Origin of the sequence: Aminobacter sp. Y103A (assembly GCF_030294925.1) — a bacterium.
Classification (GTDB): domain Bacteria; phylum Pseudomonadota; class Alphaproteobacteria; order Rhizobiales; family Rhizobiaceae; genus Aminobacter; species Aminobacter ciceronei.
The window spans coordinates 5,523,449-5,538,151 of sequence record NZ_AP017986.1 but is presented as its reverse complement, the minus strand read 5'-3'; the positions used below and the strand labels follow the sequence as shown (position 1 = coordinate 5,538,151).

The 14,703-nt window shown below is 65.0% G+C and carries 17 protein-coding genes; 5 read left to right on the top strand and 12 right to left on the bottom strand.

Annotated elements, in window-relative coordinates:
* Positions 1–3: 3 nt before the first annotated feature.
* From Amn_RS27230 to Amn_RS27210, 5 genes are all read right to left on the bottom strand, one after another.
* On the bottom strand, positions 4–681 hold the full coding sequence (locus tag Amn_RS27230; RefSeq protein WP_067955897.1) for an amino acid ABC transporter permease: 678 nt from the start codon (positions 679–681) through the stop codon (positions 4–6).
* Positions 682–761: 80 nt separating this feature from the next.
* A complete protein-coding gene (locus Amn_RS27225) occupies positions 762–1,529 on the bottom strand; it encodes an ABC transporter substrate-binding protein (protein ID WP_083948362.1) in 768 nt (255 codons plus the stop codon).
* A 489-nt stretch (positions 1,530–2,018) separates the two neighbouring features.
* The gene (locus tag Amn_RS27220) at positions 2,019–2,459 is read right to left on the bottom strand and encodes a glyoxalase superfamily protein (RefSeq protein WP_286294107.1); all 441 of its coding nucleotides are present in this window, start codon (positions 2,457–2,459) and stop codon (positions 2,019–2,021) included.
* Between the two features lie 229 nt (positions 2,460–2,688).
* Positions 2,689–3,522, bottom strand: coding sequence for an aldo/keto reductase (locus Amn_RS27215; protein WP_286294104.1), 834 nt, complete (start codon positions 3,520–3,522; stop codon positions 2,689–2,691).
* Between the two features lie 94 nt (positions 3,523–3,616).
* The gene (locus Amn_RS27210) at positions 3,617–4,798 is read right to left on the bottom strand and encodes an MFS transporter (RefSeq protein WP_067955905.1); all 1,182 of its coding nucleotides are present in this window, start codon (positions 4,796–4,798) and stop codon (positions 3,617–3,619) included.
* 137 nt (positions 4,799–4,935) lie between these two features.
* Between Amn_RS27210 and Amn_RS27205 the strand changes: the two genes are divergently transcribed.
* The gene (locus tag Amn_RS27205; RefSeq protein ID WP_067955907.1) at positions 4,936–5,838 is read left to right on the top strand and encodes a LysR family transcriptional regulator; all 903 of its coding nucleotides are present in this window, start codon (positions 4,936–4,938) and stop codon (positions 5,836–5,838) included.
* A 78-nt stretch (positions 5,839–5,916) separates the two neighbouring features.
* A complete protein-coding gene (locus Amn_RS27200) occupies positions 5,917–6,222 on the top strand; it encodes a hypothetical protein (RefSeq protein WP_246790364.1) in 306 nt (101 codons plus the stop codon).
* 26 nt (positions 6,223–6,248) lie between these two features.
* Here the strand turns inward: Amn_RS27200 and Amn_RS27195 are convergent, their stop codons facing one another.
* From Amn_RS27195 to Amn_RS27180, 4 genes are all read right to left on the bottom strand, one after another.
* The gene (locus Amn_RS27195; RefSeq protein WP_067955911.1) at positions 6,249–6,737 is read right to left on the bottom strand and encodes an SRPBCC family protein; all 489 of its coding nucleotides are present in this window, start codon (positions 6,735–6,737) and stop codon (positions 6,249–6,251) included.
* Positions 6,738–6,763: 26 nt separating this feature from the next.
* Positions 6,764–7,105 carry an ArsR/SmtB family transcription factor gene (locus Amn_RS27190; RefSeq protein ID WP_067955913.1) on the bottom strand — a complete coding sequence of 114 codons (342 nt, stop codon included), beginning with the start codon at positions 7,103–7,105 and terminating at the stop codon, positions 6,764–6,766.
* Between the two features lie 183 nt (positions 7,106–7,288).
* A complete protein-coding gene (locus Amn_RS27185; protein WP_067955915.1) occupies positions 7,289–8,728 on the bottom strand; it encodes an FAD-binding oxidoreductase in 1,440 nt (479 codons plus the stop codon).
* Positions 8,729–8,922: 194 nt separating this feature from the next.
* Entirely contained in the window at positions 8,923–9,795 is an 873-nt protein-coding gene (locus Amn_RS27180; RefSeq protein WP_263005612.1) for a sigma-70 family RNA polymerase sigma factor, read from the bottom strand.
* Positions 9,796–9,922: 127 nt separating this feature from the next.
* On the opposite strand from Amn_RS27180, the gene Amn_RS27175 reads away from it, so the two are divergent.
* Positions 9,923–10,381 (top strand): carboxymuconolactone decarboxylase family protein, encoded by a 459-nt coding sequence (locus Amn_RS27175; RefSeq protein WP_067955917.1) that lies wholly within the window; start codon positions 9,923–9,925, stop codon positions 10,379–10,381.
* 58 nt (positions 10,382–10,439) lie between these two features.
* Here Amn_RS27175 and Amn_RS27170 read toward each other — a convergent pair whose 3' ends face one another.
* Positions 10,440–11,225, bottom strand: a complete 786-nt coding sequence (locus tag Amn_RS27170) for a DUF2189 domain-containing protein (RefSeq protein WP_286294090.1) — start codon at positions 11,223–11,225, stop codon at positions 10,440–10,442.
* A gap of 187 nt (positions 11,226–11,412) precedes the next feature.
* Here Amn_RS27170 and Amn_RS27165 point away from each other — a divergent pair, with 187 nt between their 5' ends.
* Positions 11,413–11,655 (top strand): YjiS-like domain-containing protein, encoded by a 243-nt coding sequence (locus Amn_RS27165; RefSeq protein WP_067955920.1) that lies wholly within the window; start codon positions 11,413–11,415, stop codon positions 11,653–11,655.
* A gap of 74 nt (positions 11,656–11,729) precedes the next feature.
* On the opposite strand, the gene Amn_RS27160 is transcribed toward Amn_RS27165, so the two are convergent.
* Together Amn_RS27160 and Amn_RS27155 are read right to left on the bottom strand one after the other, a co-directional pair.
* Positions 11,730–12,404: a hypothetical protein gene (locus Amn_RS27160; RefSeq protein WP_083948366.1), complete on the bottom strand. Its 675-nt coding sequence runs from the start codon at positions 12,402–12,404 to the stop codon at positions 11,730–11,732.
* A 75-nt stretch (positions 12,405–12,479) separates the two neighbouring features.
* Positions 12,480–13,496, bottom strand: a complete 1,017-nt coding sequence (locus Amn_RS27155) for a GlxA family transcriptional regulator (RefSeq protein WP_286294088.1) — start codon at positions 13,494–13,496, stop codon at positions 12,480–12,482.
* A 203-nt stretch (positions 13,497–13,699) separates the two neighbouring features.
* On the opposite strand from Amn_RS27155, the gene Amn_RS27150 reads away from it, so the two are divergent.
* A complete protein-coding gene (locus Amn_RS27150; RefSeq protein ID WP_286298210.1) occupies positions 13,700–14,560 on the top strand; it encodes an alpha/beta fold hydrolase in 861 nt (286 codons plus the stop codon).
* Positions 14,561–14,703: the final 143 nt, after the last annotated feature.

Here is a 14,703-nt window from a genome sequence, read left to right as displayed (position 1 = left end):
GGCTCAGCGCGCCGTCATCTGGCGCTTGCCGCGTTCCTCGAGAAAGCTCACCAGCCTGACCAACGGCAACAGGAAGACGAGATAGAGCGCAGCAGCACCGATCAGCGGGGTCGGGTTGGCCATGAGCGCCTGTGCGTCCGTCGCCTGCTTCAACAAATCGGGCATGGCGACGACCGAGGCGAGGGCGGTGTCCTTGAAGATCGAGACGCAATTGCTGGTCAGCGGCGGGATGATGACACGCAACGCCTGCGGCAGGATCACGGTGCGCATCGTCGTCCAGAAGCCGATGCCCAGCGCCGAGGCTGCCTCGAACTGGCCCTTCGGCACGTTTTCGATGCCGGCGCGGCAGACCTCGGCGGTAAACGCCGAGAGCACCAGCGACAGTGCCAGCGTCGCTGCGGTGAATGACGAGAAGCGGATGCCGACGAAGGGCAGCGCGTAATAGATCAGGATCAGCAGCACCAGGATGGGCATCGCCCTGAGGAAATCGACATAAGCGATGGCGACGTAGCGCACCGGCTTCGGCCCGTAGAGCCGCATCAGGCAGACGAGCAGCCCGGCCGCGCCGCCGAAGACGATGCTGGCGACGCCGAGAAGAATGGTGTTGCCGACACCCCGCATGAGCATCGGAAAACTGCGGACCAGTATGTCCCAGTTGAAGAAGGTGGTGATCAGGTCCATGGCGAGGTCCGGGCGCGGGACGCCGCGGCCTTGGGGGGGCCGCAGCGTCGTTTCAACGGTTTGCGGGTCGAGCCGTCGGCTCACTCGGCCTTGGGCAGCGGCATCGAGGTTGTCGTGCTGGTGCCCGCGTCCGGTTCGACACCGAACCACTTCTTGTGGATCGCGGCCATCGTGCCGTCGGCCTTCATCGCCGAGACTGCGTCGTTGGCGGCGACGATGGCAGGATGGTCCTTGCGCGCCATCATGGCGAAGCGCTCGCCGGTCGGAATGCGCACCAGCACCTTGAAGCCCGGCGTCTTGGTCATGGCATACTGGAAGCCGGCGAGTTCACCGGCACCGCCATCGACGCGCTGGGCCTGGATGTCGAGCAGAAGGTCCTGCTGGGCGTTGTAGCTGCGTACTTCGGCGAGGCCGAGTTTCTCGGTGTTTTCCTTGGCCCAGGCTTCGCCCGTCGTGCCGGCGACGACGCCGATGACCTTGCCCTTCAGCCCGTCTAGGCCGGTGATGTCGGACGCTTCGCGGCCGATGACCGTGCCGTCGCCGTCATAATAGGGCTGGGTGAAGGACTGGTTCTGCAGGCGCTCGTTATTGACCGAGATCGATGACACGGCGAAGTCGATGCGGCCCGAGCTGGAGGCGGCGAAGAGCGCCTGGAAACCCATGTCCTGGAATTCGACCGGACGCCCCAGGCGCTTGGCGACCTCTGTCGCGACATCGATCTCGAAACCCTCGAAGCTGCCGCTTTCGGTCTTGAACTCCCATGGCGGATTGGCCGGGTAGGCGCCGACGACGAGCTTTTCCTGGGCGCTGGCCGGTGCCGAGAGCGCGAGGGCAAATGCCATGGCCATGCCGGCCGCTAGTTTAGAGAATGCCAATTTTCTTCCTCCCTTTGATCGATCGACGCTGACAGGCGATCCAGTCGCCAGTCACATGTCGCTGCTTCAAGCCTGTAAGTATGCATGGGCATATGGCGAGCGACGGGTTCTGTCCGCCGCCGGCACCACCGCACTTTCCGTGGCTGGCCATGTTGGCTGCCTCTGAATCTGGCGATCCGTGCTTTGCTTCGTTCGCGTACGAGGGTTTCGGGCAAGTGTTCCGTGTACGCCATCGTTGCCGATGCGCGAGCGCGAAATCTCGATCCTACCCTTGTGCCTCCTCCGTCCTCCTCAGCAAGATATTTGCATTTGCATTTAAATTTGTCCAGATAGTTGTTCTCAGGGTGCCCGAGGTGACTCAGCGTTGATCCTGGTCGGCGATCGACGCGCCGACGCAAACGAAAACGGCCGCGGATCGTGTCGACGATCCACGGCCGCTTGAATGCGGAGTGGGTAATGAGGTTAGGCGCGGCTGAGCGCCATCACGCCTGTTTCGGTGCCGGTCAACCGACGCGAACGACCGTCGGCGCCGACGACCATCTGGATGCGGCGTCGCTCCGACGAAAACAGCTTCGACGTCGACACGTCCACCGGCGGATTGAAGGCGACGGTGACACGCCAGAGATCCGGCTTGATCGTCTCCTCTAGGCCGATGACGCATCCCTTCGCCGGGTTGCCGTTAAAGGTGCCCGACACCGTCTCGCCGACGGCGAAGGGGACGCCGCCCGGGGTCTCTTCGGCCCTGGTGTCCTTGGGACGCGCGGCCAGTGTGTTCCAGTCGCGCACGCCTTCCTGACGGGCGACGAGTTCAAGCGCCTTGGCGTGGCTGATGGCGATGCCTTCGCTGGCCAGCGCGTCGCGCAGCCTGCGTGCATTGGTTTTGTAGTCGGGACCTGTGGTCATGGTTTCGCTCCTTCGCGATGCGCGAACGGCGTGGTGAAAGTCGGGAGCCCGCATTGCCGCTTCGGCCGTCGCATCGACAGGGAAACGAAATTTATGAAGGGAAGCTTCACCGGGGCCTTGCGGCTGCGGGCGGCAGGGGCTCCCCGCCCTTGACCGCCCTCAGATAGGAAGTACAAGGCGCGCCGTCAATGAGGGCGCGGCCGGAGGCCGGAGGTCAGGCGGCCCCTGTTCAGGCGGCTTTGTCCCACACTGGGGCCAGCCCGCCGGGACTGACGATGCGCCCGCCAGGTGTGGCCAGGGCATGGATCGCCGCCATCTCGTCCGCCGACAGGTCGAAATCGAAGATGGCGAAATTCTCGGGCAGGCGCGACAGCGTCGACGTCTTGGTCAGTGTCACGACGCTGTCCTGCTGCACCAGCCAGCGCAGCACCACCTGAGCTGCAGTCTTGCCGTGGCTGGCGCCGATCGCTTTCAGCACGGGATCGGAGATCACCTTGCCGTCGGCCATGGCGTAGTAGGCGGTGACCGACATGCCGGCCTTGCGCGCGGCTTGGAGCACCGCGGTCTGGTCAAGATAGGGGTGGTATTCGACCTGGTTGGTCACCAGCTTGGCGTCACTCAGCTTCACTGCCTCGGCCATCAGTGTGGTGTTGAAGTTGCTGACGCCGATATGGCGTACCTTGCCGGCCTTTTTCACCTCGTTCAGCACGCCGATCTGCTCGGCCAGCGGCACCGCGTCGTTCGGCCAATGCAGCAGCAGCAGGTCGACATTGTCGGTGCGGAGCTTCTTCAGGCTGTCGTCGACCGATCTGACGAAGGCATCGCGCTGGTACTTGTCGACCCAGACCTTGGTGGTCAGGAAGATGTCCGAACGTGTCACGCCCGAGGCGGCGATAGCCTGGCCGACTTCGGCCTCGTTGCCATAGATCTGGGCGGTGTCGATGTGGCGAAAGCCCTTGCGGATCGCTTCAGGCACCACTTCGAGGACTTCTGCGCCGGGCATGCGGAAGGTGCCGAAGCCCAGGGCAGGGATTGTCGCGCCATTGGCGGTAACGAATTTCATGATGTTCTCATTGAGAGGAAATTGGGGGCGGTGGGAAATTCGGACGGATGGCTCCGCCCCTTAGGTAGGTCGGCACTGAAACCGGTCAATCAACTTAAGCCGGTTGGCACAGCGGTTCCTGGCGCCGGTCGAGCGCGCCACTCCATACCGTCAGCACGAAGGCACCGGCCACCAGCACAGCACCCACCCATGGCGTGGCGCCAAGGCCGAGCGGCGAGGCGACAACCAAGCCGCCGATCCAGGCGCCCAGTGCGATGCCGAGATTGAAAGAGGCGATGTTGAGCGCCGAGGCGACGTCGACGGCGCCCGGGCGATGCTCCTTGGCCAGTTGCACGACGTAGAGCTGCAGGCCCGGCACATTGGCAAAAGACAGGAAGCCGAGTGCTGCCAGCGTTGCCAGCGTCCACACGGGCGAAAGCGCGGTGAAGGAAAACAGCACCAGCACCATAGCCTGCAATGCAAACAGCACCGTCAGCGCCTTGACCGGGTTGCGGTCGGCGATGCGTCCACCGGCAATGTTGCCGATGGCGATGGCGAGACCGTAGAGCACCAGGATCAGGCTGACGCTCGAAGCCTGGAAGCCGGTGATCTGTTCGAGGATCGAGGCGAGATAGGTGAAGGTGACGAAGGTGCCGCCATAACCGAGCGCGGTCATCGCAAACACCAGCAGCAGCCGGCCGGAACCGAGCACGCGGACCTGGTCGAGCAGGCTGGACGGTGCGGCCTTGTTGAGGGTCGAGGGCAGCAGGGCAGCGATGCCGACGAAGGCGATGACGCCGAGCAGCGAGACGCCCCAGAAGGTGGCGCGCCAGCCGAAGGTCTGGCCGATGAAAGTGCCGAGCGGCACACCGGTGACGATCGCCACCGTCAGGCCCATGAACATCATGGCGATCGCCGAGGCGCGGCGGTTTTCCGGCACCAGATCGGCGGCAATGGTGGCGCCCACCGAGAAGAACACGCCATGGGCAAAGGCCGACAGCACGCGCGCGACCAGCAACAGCTCGTAGCTGGGGCTCAGCGCCGCTGCCGTGTTGCCGACGACGAACAGCGCCATCAGCCCGAGCAGCAGGGGCTTGCGTTCGATCCGGCCGGTAAGCGCCGTCAGCACTGGCGCGCCGAAAGTGACGCCCAGCGCGTAGACGCTGACGATCAGGCCGGCGAGCGGCAGAGTGATGTGAAGATCCTGGGCCACCGTCGGCAACAGCCCGACGATGACGAATTCGGTCGTGCCGATCGCATAGGCGGCGATGGTGAGCGCGAAGATGGCTAGGGGCATGTCGTGCACCGTTCCCGAGTTGAATGGGCGGCCTGCGCCGCGGTTGATCCGTGGGCTGCATATGGGGCAAGGGCACTTGCGCAATAATGCGCGATGATGGACGAATACTTATGAATTTGATTCACAAGAGGCCAGTCATGGACAATCGCGCCGGTGAGATGGAGGTCTTCGTCCGGGCCGTCTCGCTGAAGAGCTTCTCCGCCGCCGGCCGGCAGCTCGGCCTGTCGCCTTCGGCGGTCAGCAAGCTGATCACGCGCATCGAGGACAGGCTGGGCACCCGCCTGGTCGTGCGTTCGACGCGGAGCCTGCAGCTCACCCCGGAAGGTGAAGTCTATCTCGAGCGCGCCGGCCGCATCCTCGGCGAGATCGAGGAGGCCGAACGTATCGTCGCCGGAGGCGCCAACGCTGTGCCGCGCGGCCTGCTCAGGGTCAGCGCCTCGGTCGCTTTCGGCGCCAGCCACGTCGTGCCCCACATCGCCGCGTTTCTGGCGCTTTATCCCGAGGTCGAACTCGACCTGTCGCTGACCGACAGCGTCATCGACCTCTACGAAGAGCGCGCCGACGTCGCAATCCGGTCCGGCAAGCTGCGCGATTCATCGCTGAAGGCGCGCAAGATTCTGGAAATCCGCCGCGTCGTCGTTGCCTCGCCTGCCTATCTGGAAAGGCATGGCGTGCCGGAAAGACCGGCCGATCTGGTTGGCCACAACTGCCTGCGCTTCAACTTCCTGCGCAACCGCGACGAATGGATGTTTCGCGACCCGGCAACCGGTGAGACCTTCGCACAGCGCATCGGCGGCAACCTGCTTGCCAATAACGGCCCAAGCCTGCGCCGGCTCTGCCTCGACGGCGTCGGCCTGATCCGCAGCGGCCGCTTCCAGGTCCAGGCCGACATCGACGCCGGCACGCTAGTGCCGGTGCTCGAAGCTTACAACCCCGAGGACATAGAGATGATCCACGCCGTCTTCGCCGGCCATGGTCACCTTGCCGCGCGCATCCGCGCTTTCATCGATTTCCTCGCCGATAAGTCGCGCACAGGCTAACGCCATTGTTTCGGCGGATAGGCGCACTACCTTCGTGAGGCGCGGTTGTTTCGCGCGGAAAATGTGCTGGTGGCGAAGATGGCGAGATCGAAACGGGCTCTGATGGTGGCGGGCATTCTGCTTGCCGGCGCAATGCAGGCGCATGCCATCGACCTGCCCGGCCAGCCCGACCAAAACCAGCTTGCCCGCGAAGGCCGCATCAACGAGCTGCAGATCCTGCAAAGCCGGCAGGGCCGCGCCGATTTCCAGGCCGAGCAGCAGCGGCTGCGTGAGCAGGACCGCCAGATCGTGATACCGCAGATGCAGCGGCCCGAGGTGCGCGTGATGAAGTCGAACTGCCAGATCGAGCTCTACGGCAACATCTATCGCCGCGTCTGCCGTTGAGCGACCGTCGCCCGTCAGCCCCCGAGCTACCGCGCTGCCACTTGCTCGGCCAGCACCCCGTCGAGCCTGTCGTATCCGGCCTCGACGCCCCTGGCCATGCCGATGGCGATCGCGCCGTCCCTGGCCTCGCGGGAGCTGTAGAGCACGGTGTTGACCGAAATGGTGCGGCCGTCCCTTTCGGTCAGCACCAGGGTCGAGCGCGCCTCGCCGTCGGTCCAGTCCATGTCGAACAGCTCGACGCTGACGATTCTTTCCGGCCGGGCGATCTCGCGATAGGTCCCGGTCATGCCCATGTCGCGGCCGTCGTCATGGCGCCAGACGAAGCGATACGTGCCGCCGACGCTGAGGTCGATCTCGCAGACGGCAAACGACCAGCCGTCGGGCCCGGTCATCCAGCGTTTCAGCAATGCGGGAATCGTCCAGCAGTCGAACACCAGCTCGCGCGGCGCGTCGAACACACGCGTCATGGCGATCTCACGGTCGCTCGGCGTCGTCACTTCCAGTCTGTGGCTCATCGTCGTTTCTTCTCCTCGCTTCCGCTTCAGGCTTTGCCCTGGTTCGCCTGCAGATCAGCGAGCAGCGCGTCGAGACGCTTGTAGTTGCCCTCCCAGACCTTTCGGTACTCGTCGAGCCAGCCGGTCACTTCTGCCAGCGCCTCGCCCTCGATGCGGCAAGGCCTGCGCTGGGCGTCGCGGCCGCGCGAGATCAGCCCGGCGCGCTCCAGCACCTTGAGATGTTTTGAAATCGCCGGCTGGCTCATGGCAAAGGGTTCGGCCAGCTCCATCACCGAAACCTCGCCCGTCATCAGTCGCGCCAGGATCGCCCGCCGTGTCGGATCGGCCAGTGCGGTAAAGGTCGCGTCAAGGCGTTCGGACGGGGTCATGGCGCTGCTCTCTCATTCTATAACTGAAAGGTTATATAGAATGAGAGAGCCCGTCAAGCTTGGCCGAGAAAAGGCAGGCGCAACGCTGACCTATCCCTCCCCTTTTTTGGGGAGGGATCCAGCGTGGGGGCCTCGTCGAGCACGTCCGTGCCGTGGGCTCTCAGCACAAGCGGCAGAAACGCGTCACGCCGCCTTGCGCGTCTTCTTGGCGTGAACGTTCTGGTTCATGCGGAACATGTTGTCGGGGTCGTATTTGCGCTTCACTTCGAGCAGCCTGGTGTAGTTGGCGCCATAAGCCGCCTCGACACGATCGGCCTCATCAGCCGGCATGAAGTTGATGTAGGCGGTGCCGACAGCCTGCGGCCGCGTCGCTTCATAGATGTTGCGGGCCCAGCCGATGCAGGCCTTGTCCATCGACGCTTCGCGCCAGCGCGCATGCACGTTCATGACGAAGTGCGAATTGCGCTGCGGAAATGCCGTCGCATCGGTCGCCACCCGCCCGGCAGCGCCGCCGACATGGCCGACGAAGATTTCGCATTCCGGCCCCGGCAAGGCACGGATCGCGCTGTCGAGCATGTCGATGGTGGTATCTTCCAGATCGATGAAGTCGTGGCTCTTCCAGTAGTTGCGCGCGCCGGGCGCAAGCAGCGGATCGAACGCCATCTGCCATCCGGCGAACGGGTTCGGCCCGACGACGTCGACGATTGGCTGGCCGATGCCGCGCAAGGCAGCGGTCGCCTTCTCGCCGGCCTCGAGCTCGCCGCACCAGCACATCGCCAGCACCAGCACCTCCTTGCCGTGCCATTGCGCCGGCAGGAACGGCAGCGGCGGCGCCTGCCGCATCACCGTCCAGCAGGTCAGCTCGTCGGGCGCGTCCTCGAGCGCTTCGCGATATTGCCGTAGCACCGACTTGGCCTCGTCGAACGGGTGCACGACCAGCCCCGACAGCACCTGCGGGCCGAGCTTATGCAGCTTGAACTCGAAGGCGGTGACGACGCCGAAATTGCCGCCGCCGCCGCGTATCGCCCAGAACAGGTCGGGATGCTCGGCCGTGCTTGCCCGCACCAGTTCGCCATCCGCAGTCACCACGTCGGCCGACAGCAGATTGTCGATGGTCAGGCCGAGCTTGCGTGTCGTCCAGCCGAAGCCGCCGCCCAGCGTCAGTCCTGAAATGCCCGTCGTCGAGTTGATGCCGGTCGGAACCGCAAGGCCGAACGCCTGCGTTTCCTTGTCGACGTCGGCGAGGATGGCACCCGGCTCGACCCAGGCTCGCCGTGCCACCCTGTCGACGCGAACCGACCTCATCTGCGACAGGTCGATCATCATGCCGCCGTCGCACACGGCGCTGCCGGCGATGTTGTGGCCGCCGCCGCGTACCGAGACGAGCAGCTTGTTGTCGCGCGCGAACTTGACTGCGGCGATAACGTCGCTGGCGCCGGCGCAGCGCACGACAAGGCCGGGGCGACGGTCGATCATGGCGTTCCAGACGGTACGCGCCTCGTCATAGCCGGCATCGCCGGCATTCAGCACTTGGCCGCGCAGGCTTGCTGCGAAAGCATCGAGGACAGGCGCGCTCACTGTCGCCAGCCCACCGTCAAGGGTCGTGAGGTTCAGGTCGTTCATGGAGCTTTCCTCCGCTCAGAGAAAAGGCCTCCTCATCCGCCGTGCCAGGCAATTCTGCGCCTGCGATCCGGCGGCAGCAAGGCAAGAGTGCCTATGTTGCGGGAATGTGATGGGCTTTGCCGGACGGCCGGCATCGGCCGCGCGCCTTGTGGCACGCGCGGCCCACCGATCTTTGGAAGGCAGGGTTCTACCGACTAGTCGAGCAAAGCCAGATCCAGCTTTGCCAGCCGGTCCGGATCGGCGACGGCGTCGATGCCGACGATCCTGTCGCCGTTGAGCCTGAGCATCAGCACGACACGGAGCTTGCCCATCGGGGCGACCAGCAGGCCGATCGCGCCGTCGACAAGCGCCGGCAGCGCGCCCTGCGCCCGGCCCTTGAAGCTTTGCGCCACGGCCTGCGCGCCGCGCAGTTCGGCAACGGCACCGAGATGTGCGGCGACGGCATCGGCGCGGAACACGACGTCGGGATCGAGCACGGCAAGCAAGCCGGCGAAATCGCCGCCGCGCGATGCCGCGAGAAACGCGTCGACAACCTGCCGCTGACGCGTCCGGTCGGGCGCGCGCGCCTCGTCGCTGCCCTGGACCCGGCGCCGGGCCCGGCTCGCCAGCTGCCGCGCCGCGACCGGCGTCCGCTCGACGACGGGGGCGATGTCATCGAAGGACAGGTCGAACATGTCGTGCAGCACAAAGGCGATGCGCTCGGCCGGTGCCAATTTCTCCAGCACCACCAGCAGTGCCAGGCCGACGGCGTCGGCCATCGCCAGCTCGCGTTCGGGATCGACGGCAGGGGCATCGTCGGCAATTTCGTCGGGCCCTTCGGTGTCGAGCTGCTCCTCGCGCCGCGACTTGCGCCGGCGCAGCATGTCGAGGCAGACGCGCGCCACCACCGTCGTCAGCCATCCCGAGAGATTGTCGATGTCGTCGGTGTCGGTGCGCGCCAGGCGCAGCCAGGTCTCCTGGACCGCGTCCTCGGCCTCGCTGGCCGAGCCTAGCATGCGGTAGGCGACGGCGCGCAGATGCCCGCGCTTCTCGGCGAATTTTTCGGCCAGAAAAATTTCTTCGTTCATCGGTCACATTCCCTGCTGCTGTTCCGTCAAGGCCATGACGAACGAATCCCGGCCGATGTGACAGAGACTGTCGCGGGGCCGGCGCCGTCAAGATCGAATGGACCCCAACCCGACAAGGAAGACTCACATGCAAGCTCGTATGACCAACCCCGCCATCCTGCTTCCCGATGCCATGCAGGCGCTGTTTGCGCTCAACAAGGCGACCGAGAGGGACGGCCTGCCCGAGGTGACGCGCAAGCTGGTCCATTTGCGCGCCAGCCAGATCAACGGCTGCAGCGTCTGTGTTCACATGCATTCGCTCGAACTCAGGAAGCTCGGCGAGAAGGACGACCGCATCTTCGCCGCCGCCGCCTGGCGCGACACGCCCTGGTTCACGCCGGCCGAGCGCGCAGCCCTTGCGCTGACGGAAGCCGTGACCCGCATCGCCGACAAGTCCGACCCGGTGACGGACGACGTCTGGGAAGAGGCGACGCGCTACTACGACGAGAAGGCGATTTCGGCGCTGCTGCTATGCATTGCGGCGATCAATGTCTGGAACCGCCTCAACGCCGCGGTCCGCCAGGTCGCGGGTGCTGCCTGGAACTGACGATCCACGTCGTGCGCTCCCTCATCCTGCGCCTGTCGAAGGATGAGGGACAAGTACGCTAAACCACCGCGCGGCGATAAAGATGCCAGGTAGCATGGCCCAGCACCGGCAGCACCACCAGGAGGCCGAGAAAAAAGGGCAAGCAGGCTGCCAGCACCGCAACCGTCACCACCAGGCCCCAGCCGAGCATGACAAGCGGGCTCGCCAGCACCGCACGGATCGATGTCAGCATGGCGGTGACGAAGTCGATTTCGCGGTCGAGCAGTATCGGGATTGAGATGACCGTGATGGAATACAGTACCAGCGCCAGTGCCGCGCCCTCGATATGGCCGATACCGAGGAAGATCCAGCCCTGGTTGGTGGTCAACACAAGATCGGCGAAGCGGTCGAGCGTGGCGTAGGACATGCGGCCGAGAATCAACGCCATCAGCAGCCTGATCTGGTACATCCAGACCCAGAACACGAACAGCATGACGAAAGCCATCCACGACACTTCGCGTCGGCGCTGGGCCCAGATCACGTTGAGGACCTGTCCAAGCGTTGGCTTATGCCCGGCCTCCATTTGGCGGCTTACCTCATAGAATCCGACGGCGGCGAAGGGCCCGACCAGCGGGAAGCCGATCGCGAACGGATAGATCAGCCATGGGGCGTGCAGCACCAGCAGGGACGTTGTAATTGCCAAGCCGATCACCACGAAGACCAGCGCAATAGCGAGCCCGATGCGCGGGCTCCGGGCGAAGTCGGCGGCGCCCTCCGCCAGGCTCTGCCTGATGTCGGCTACGGTCAGTGCGCGCACTTCCGGCGGCCTAGCCGGTCGCCTCGCGTAGGTGTCCATATCCGCCATTCGTCCTCCCTCGCCCCGCGCTGCATCCGACCGCAGCGCTCTATCTGCGCGGCAACGCGACTTCCCGCATTGATCGAGATCAAGCGGGAGTGTTTCCGCATTAGACGTCTCGTTCACGCGTCGAACACGCTGGACTCACGCCTGCATGGCAAGCTCGCCGGGTCATGTCAGGAGACGGGAGGCCGAGATGGCTTACTCAGTGCATTCCAGCCACGGACATCAGACGGCGGATCTGACGATCCGGCTCCTCCAGGCCACTGCACACCGTATCGCGGCAGCCGAGATGTGGTATCGCCGTGCCCAGAGTAGGCGGATCATCGCGGCACTCAGCCCGGAGCAGATGAAGGACATCGGCTACCCTGCCGTTGATGCCATTCCCAGCCTCGACGTCGAGGCTGGTCTCATGTCCAGATTGCAATCGATGCGATAACGAACCGTCGCGGGCAACACGCCGCGGGGTGGCGGTCGCCGGGCCGGCATGCCGCGACGGCGATGGCCGTTGCGTTACGTCCCTGGCGCCTGCGTCAGGGCGATGGCCGTGCCGACGATCAGCATGGCTGCCACGCCTTGCAGCACGCTGACAACGACGCTGAGCAGCGCGCGGCCGAGACCAAGGTCGAGATTGCGGGCAAACCAGCGCGTTTCCACCGCCACGTACCAGACGACGGCAACGACCAGCAGCAGCAGTGCCGCGACGCTCGCGGTGCTGTTGTGGACGCGCCACACCACGCCCGCCAGGCTGACGCCGAGGGCGAAGGGTGCCGCGACATAACACTGGCTGTAGAACGGCGGCTTCAAGGTTGCCCTGTCGATCCGGGCGCCGCGAAAGCGCAACAGCTTCACCGCCATCAGCAGCGGGAAGACGCTGAAGACGACGGCCCGAAAGATCAGAAGGTTGGAGTCGCTGGCGAGCATCGACGGCGCCACCCAGGAACGATCGCTGATGAAGCCGAGCTCCAGGCCATGCACGATCAGCAGCGTCAGCAGCAGGAACATCGGCGGGCTCATCGTGTCCTGGTACTGCTCGTCCACGTCGTCGGACAGCTCGACATTGGCATAGCGCATCATCTTGTCGGGGTCGCGCAATGCTCGCCACATCGTCAGCGGGTAAAACAGCAGCCACGACACGACCTCGTAGAGCAGTTCCTCGATCGATTTCAGCAGTCGCATGAAGTCCATGCGTCGCTCCTTCGCAGAGTGGTCCGCGCGGCATGATGACGGCGGGAATGGGTGAAGGGAAGGGCCGGGTGGCCGCTACAACCGCTTCAGGCGAAACCGCTGCCGGTATTGCGCCGGCGTAATGCCGGTATGGCGCCGGAACAGCCGGCGGAAGAACGCCGGATCCTCGTAGCCGACTGTCTCGGCGATTTCGTCCGTCGCGTCAGCGGTGGCCTCCAGCATCTGCTTGGCCTCCTCGATACGCAGGCTTTGCACATAATCGACAGGCGTGTAGCCGGTCGCCGCCTTGAAGCGGCGCTTGAAGGTGCGCTCGGGCAGACCGCTTTCGGCGACCATGCGCGTCACCGGATTGGCGCAGGCGTAATTGTCGGCGATCCAGAGCTGGCAGTTGCCGATCGCCGCATCCTCGTGGCGCCTGGGCTTGGCCATCGCGGCGAAAGGCAACTGGCCGTCGCTACGGTCGCCGAGCAGGAAAACTTTTGCGATGCGCGCTGCTTCCTCCCTGCCGCTGTAGCGCGCGATCAGGTGCAGTGCGAGGTCTTCCCAGGACGACGCGCCGCCGGTGGTGATCAGCTGTCCCTCAGGGTCCATGTCGCAGACGATGCGCTCGGGCCGGAACCGCACCAAGGGATAGTTGTCGCGGAAGATGTCGGCGGCGATCCAATGCGAGGCTGCGTCCTTGCCGTCGAGCAGCCCCGCCTCGGCGAGGAAGATTGAGCCTGTGCACACCGAGCAGATCGTGGCGCCGCCGGACAGCTGCGCCCGGACCCATTCCATCTCATCGCCCCATCCGAGCGCCGCGCCACCCTCGAGCGGCAGCGCCAGGTCGGTGACGATCACCACGTCGGTATTCTCTGTGTCGGCGAATGTCGCATGCGGCTGGATCGGTGTGCCGATGGCGCAGGTGAACGCCTCCTTGCTTCGTGCCACGATCTCGGCTGAGATGCGCCGTGCCCTGGTCTGCTGCCCGGTCAGCCGGTCCCAGATCGAGCCCACCGCCGACAGCACCTCGAACAGCCCGTATACCGCCGCCGGTGTCGTCTGCGGCAAGGCAAGCAGGCTGATGCGGAGGGGTTCGGCCTGGGTTTTCATGTGCCATCAGTGGCACGTATGCCTCGTTTTTGTCCAGTATCGCTCTCGCGATCCGACTTCGACGTCCCTAGTGTCCGTCCAAGCCGCCCAGCGGGCGCTAGGAGATCGAAATGCCAGATCACATCAACACGACCAGCCGGCGCCGCTTCCTGCTCTCCGCAGCAGTGCTCGCCGTTTTCGGCGCAACCCCGGGGAGTAAGGCGATGGCCAGCAAAACGACCACAAAGACCGTCCGTGCCAATGGCGTCGAGATTGTCACCGAAACCTTCGGCGATCCTTCGGCGCCGCCCGTGCTGCTGATCATGGGCGCCATGGCCTCGATGCTGTGGTGGCCGGAGGATTTCTGCCGCCAGATCGCTGCCAGCGGCCGCTATGTCATCCGCTACGACAACCGCGACACCGGGTTGTCGACCAGGTTCGCGCCGGGCAAGCCACCCTATTCGATGGACGACATGGCCCAAGACGCCATCGCCGTGCTCGACGCCTACGGCATCGAAAAGGCTCATGTCGTCGGCATGTCGCTCGGTGGCATGATCGCCCAGATCCTGGCGCTCTCGGCGCCTGGCCGCGTCGCCTCGCTGACGCTTCTGTCGACGACACCCATCGGCCTCGATCTCGACCTGCCGCCGCCGAGCCCTGCTTACATGGAGCATGCCGCGACGGGCGAAAGCGTCGACTGGTCGGACCGCGCCCAGGCGACCGGCTTCATTGCCGGCGAGGCCCGGGTGATCGCAAGCACTACCCATCCGCATGACGCGGTGAAGACTCTTTCCTTCATCGAACGTGACTACGATCGCTCCGGTGGCTACCTCTCGGCGACCAACCACTTCATGCTCGCCGGCGGCGAAGCGGTGAAGGGCAAGCTTCCCGGCCTGAACGTGCCGCTTACCGTTATCCATGGCACTGCCGACCCGATCTTCCAGATCGTCCACGGCAAGGCGATCGCCGACGCGGTCAAGGGCTCGACATATGTCGTCGTCGAAGGCGGCGGCCATGAGCTTCATGAGGACGACTGGGGCATCATCATCCTGGCCATCGCCAAGAACAGTGCTGCGCCGCGCTGAGCTGCAGGCACATCGCCCGGAAGCGTCCGGTGAAGCGCCCGGTTCCGCCGGGCGCGCCTTGGGCCAGACCGCGCCGATCGCGCGGACAGCGGCCACAACAGGCGCGAAACCCGTTCACGGCATCCGCCCGGGCGGCTATAGCA

Bases quoted from the DNA above. Each gene is read 5' to 3' on its own strand.
- Amn_RS27190 (WP_067955913.1), bottom strand. From the start codon at position 7,105: ATGACCCCGTCCGAACGCCTTGACGCGACCTTTACCGCACTGGCCGAT.
- Amn_RS27210 (WP_067955905.1), bottom strand. From the start codon at position 4,798: ATGCCCCTAGCCATCTTCGCGCTCACCATCGCCGCCTATGCGATCGGC.
- Amn_RS27150 (WP_286298210.1), top strand. From the start codon at position 13,700: ATGGCCAGCAAAACGACCACAAAGACCGTCCGTGCCAATGGCGTCGAG.
- Amn_RS27170 (WP_286294090.1), bottom strand. From the start codon at position 11,225: ATGGCGGATATGGACACCTACGCGAGGCGACCGGCTAGGCCGCCGGAA.
- Amn_RS27215 (WP_286294104.1), bottom strand. From the start codon at position 3,522: ATGAAATTCGTTACCGCCAATGGCGCGACAATCCCTGCCCTGGGCTTC.
- Amn_RS27205 (WP_067955907.1), top strand. From the start codon at position 4,936: ATGGACAATCGCGCCGGTGAGATGGAGGTCTTCGTCCGGGCCGTCTCG.
- Amn_RS27160 (WP_083948366.1), bottom strand. From the start codon at position 12,404: ATGGACTTCATGCGACTGCTGAAATCGATCGAGGAACTGCTCTACGAG.
- Amn_RS27155 (WP_286294088.1), bottom strand. From the start codon at position 13,496: ATGAAAACCCAGGCCGAACCCCTCCGCATCAGCCTGCTTGCCTTGCCG.
- Amn_RS27180 (WP_263005612.1), bottom strand. From the start codon at position 9,795: ATGAACGAAGAAATTTTTCTGGCCGAAAAATTCGCCGAGAAGCGCGGG.
- Amn_RS27195 (WP_067955911.1), bottom strand. From the start codon at position 6,737: ATGAGCCACAGACTGGAAGTGACGACGCCGAGCGACCGTGAGATCGCC.
- Amn_RS27165 (WP_067955920.1), top strand. From the start codon at position 11,413: ATGGCTTACTCAGTGCATTCCAGCCACGGACATCAGACGGCGGATCTG.
- Amn_RS27185 (WP_067955915.1), bottom strand. From the start codon at position 8,728: ATGAACGACCTGAACCTCACGACCCTTGACGGTGGGCTGGCGACAGTG.
- Amn_RS27220 (WP_286294107.1), bottom strand. From the start codon at position 2,459: ATGACCACAGGTCCCGACTACAAAACCAATGCACGCAGGCTGCGCGAC.
- Amn_RS27200 (WP_246790364.1), top strand. From the start codon at position 5,917: ATGGCGAGATCGAAACGGGCTCTGATGGTGGCGGGCATTCTGCTTGCC.
- Amn_RS27230 (WP_067955897.1), bottom strand. From the start codon at position 681: ATGGACCTGATCACCACCTTCTTCAACTGGGACATACTGGTCCGCAGT.
- Amn_RS27225 (WP_083948362.1), bottom strand. From the start codon at position 1,529: ATGGCCATGGCATTTGCCCTCGCGCTCTCGGCACCGGCCAGCGCCCAG.
- Amn_RS27175 (WP_067955917.1), top strand. From the start codon at position 9,923: ATGCAAGCTCGTATGACCAACCCCGCCATCCTGCTTCCCGATGCCATG.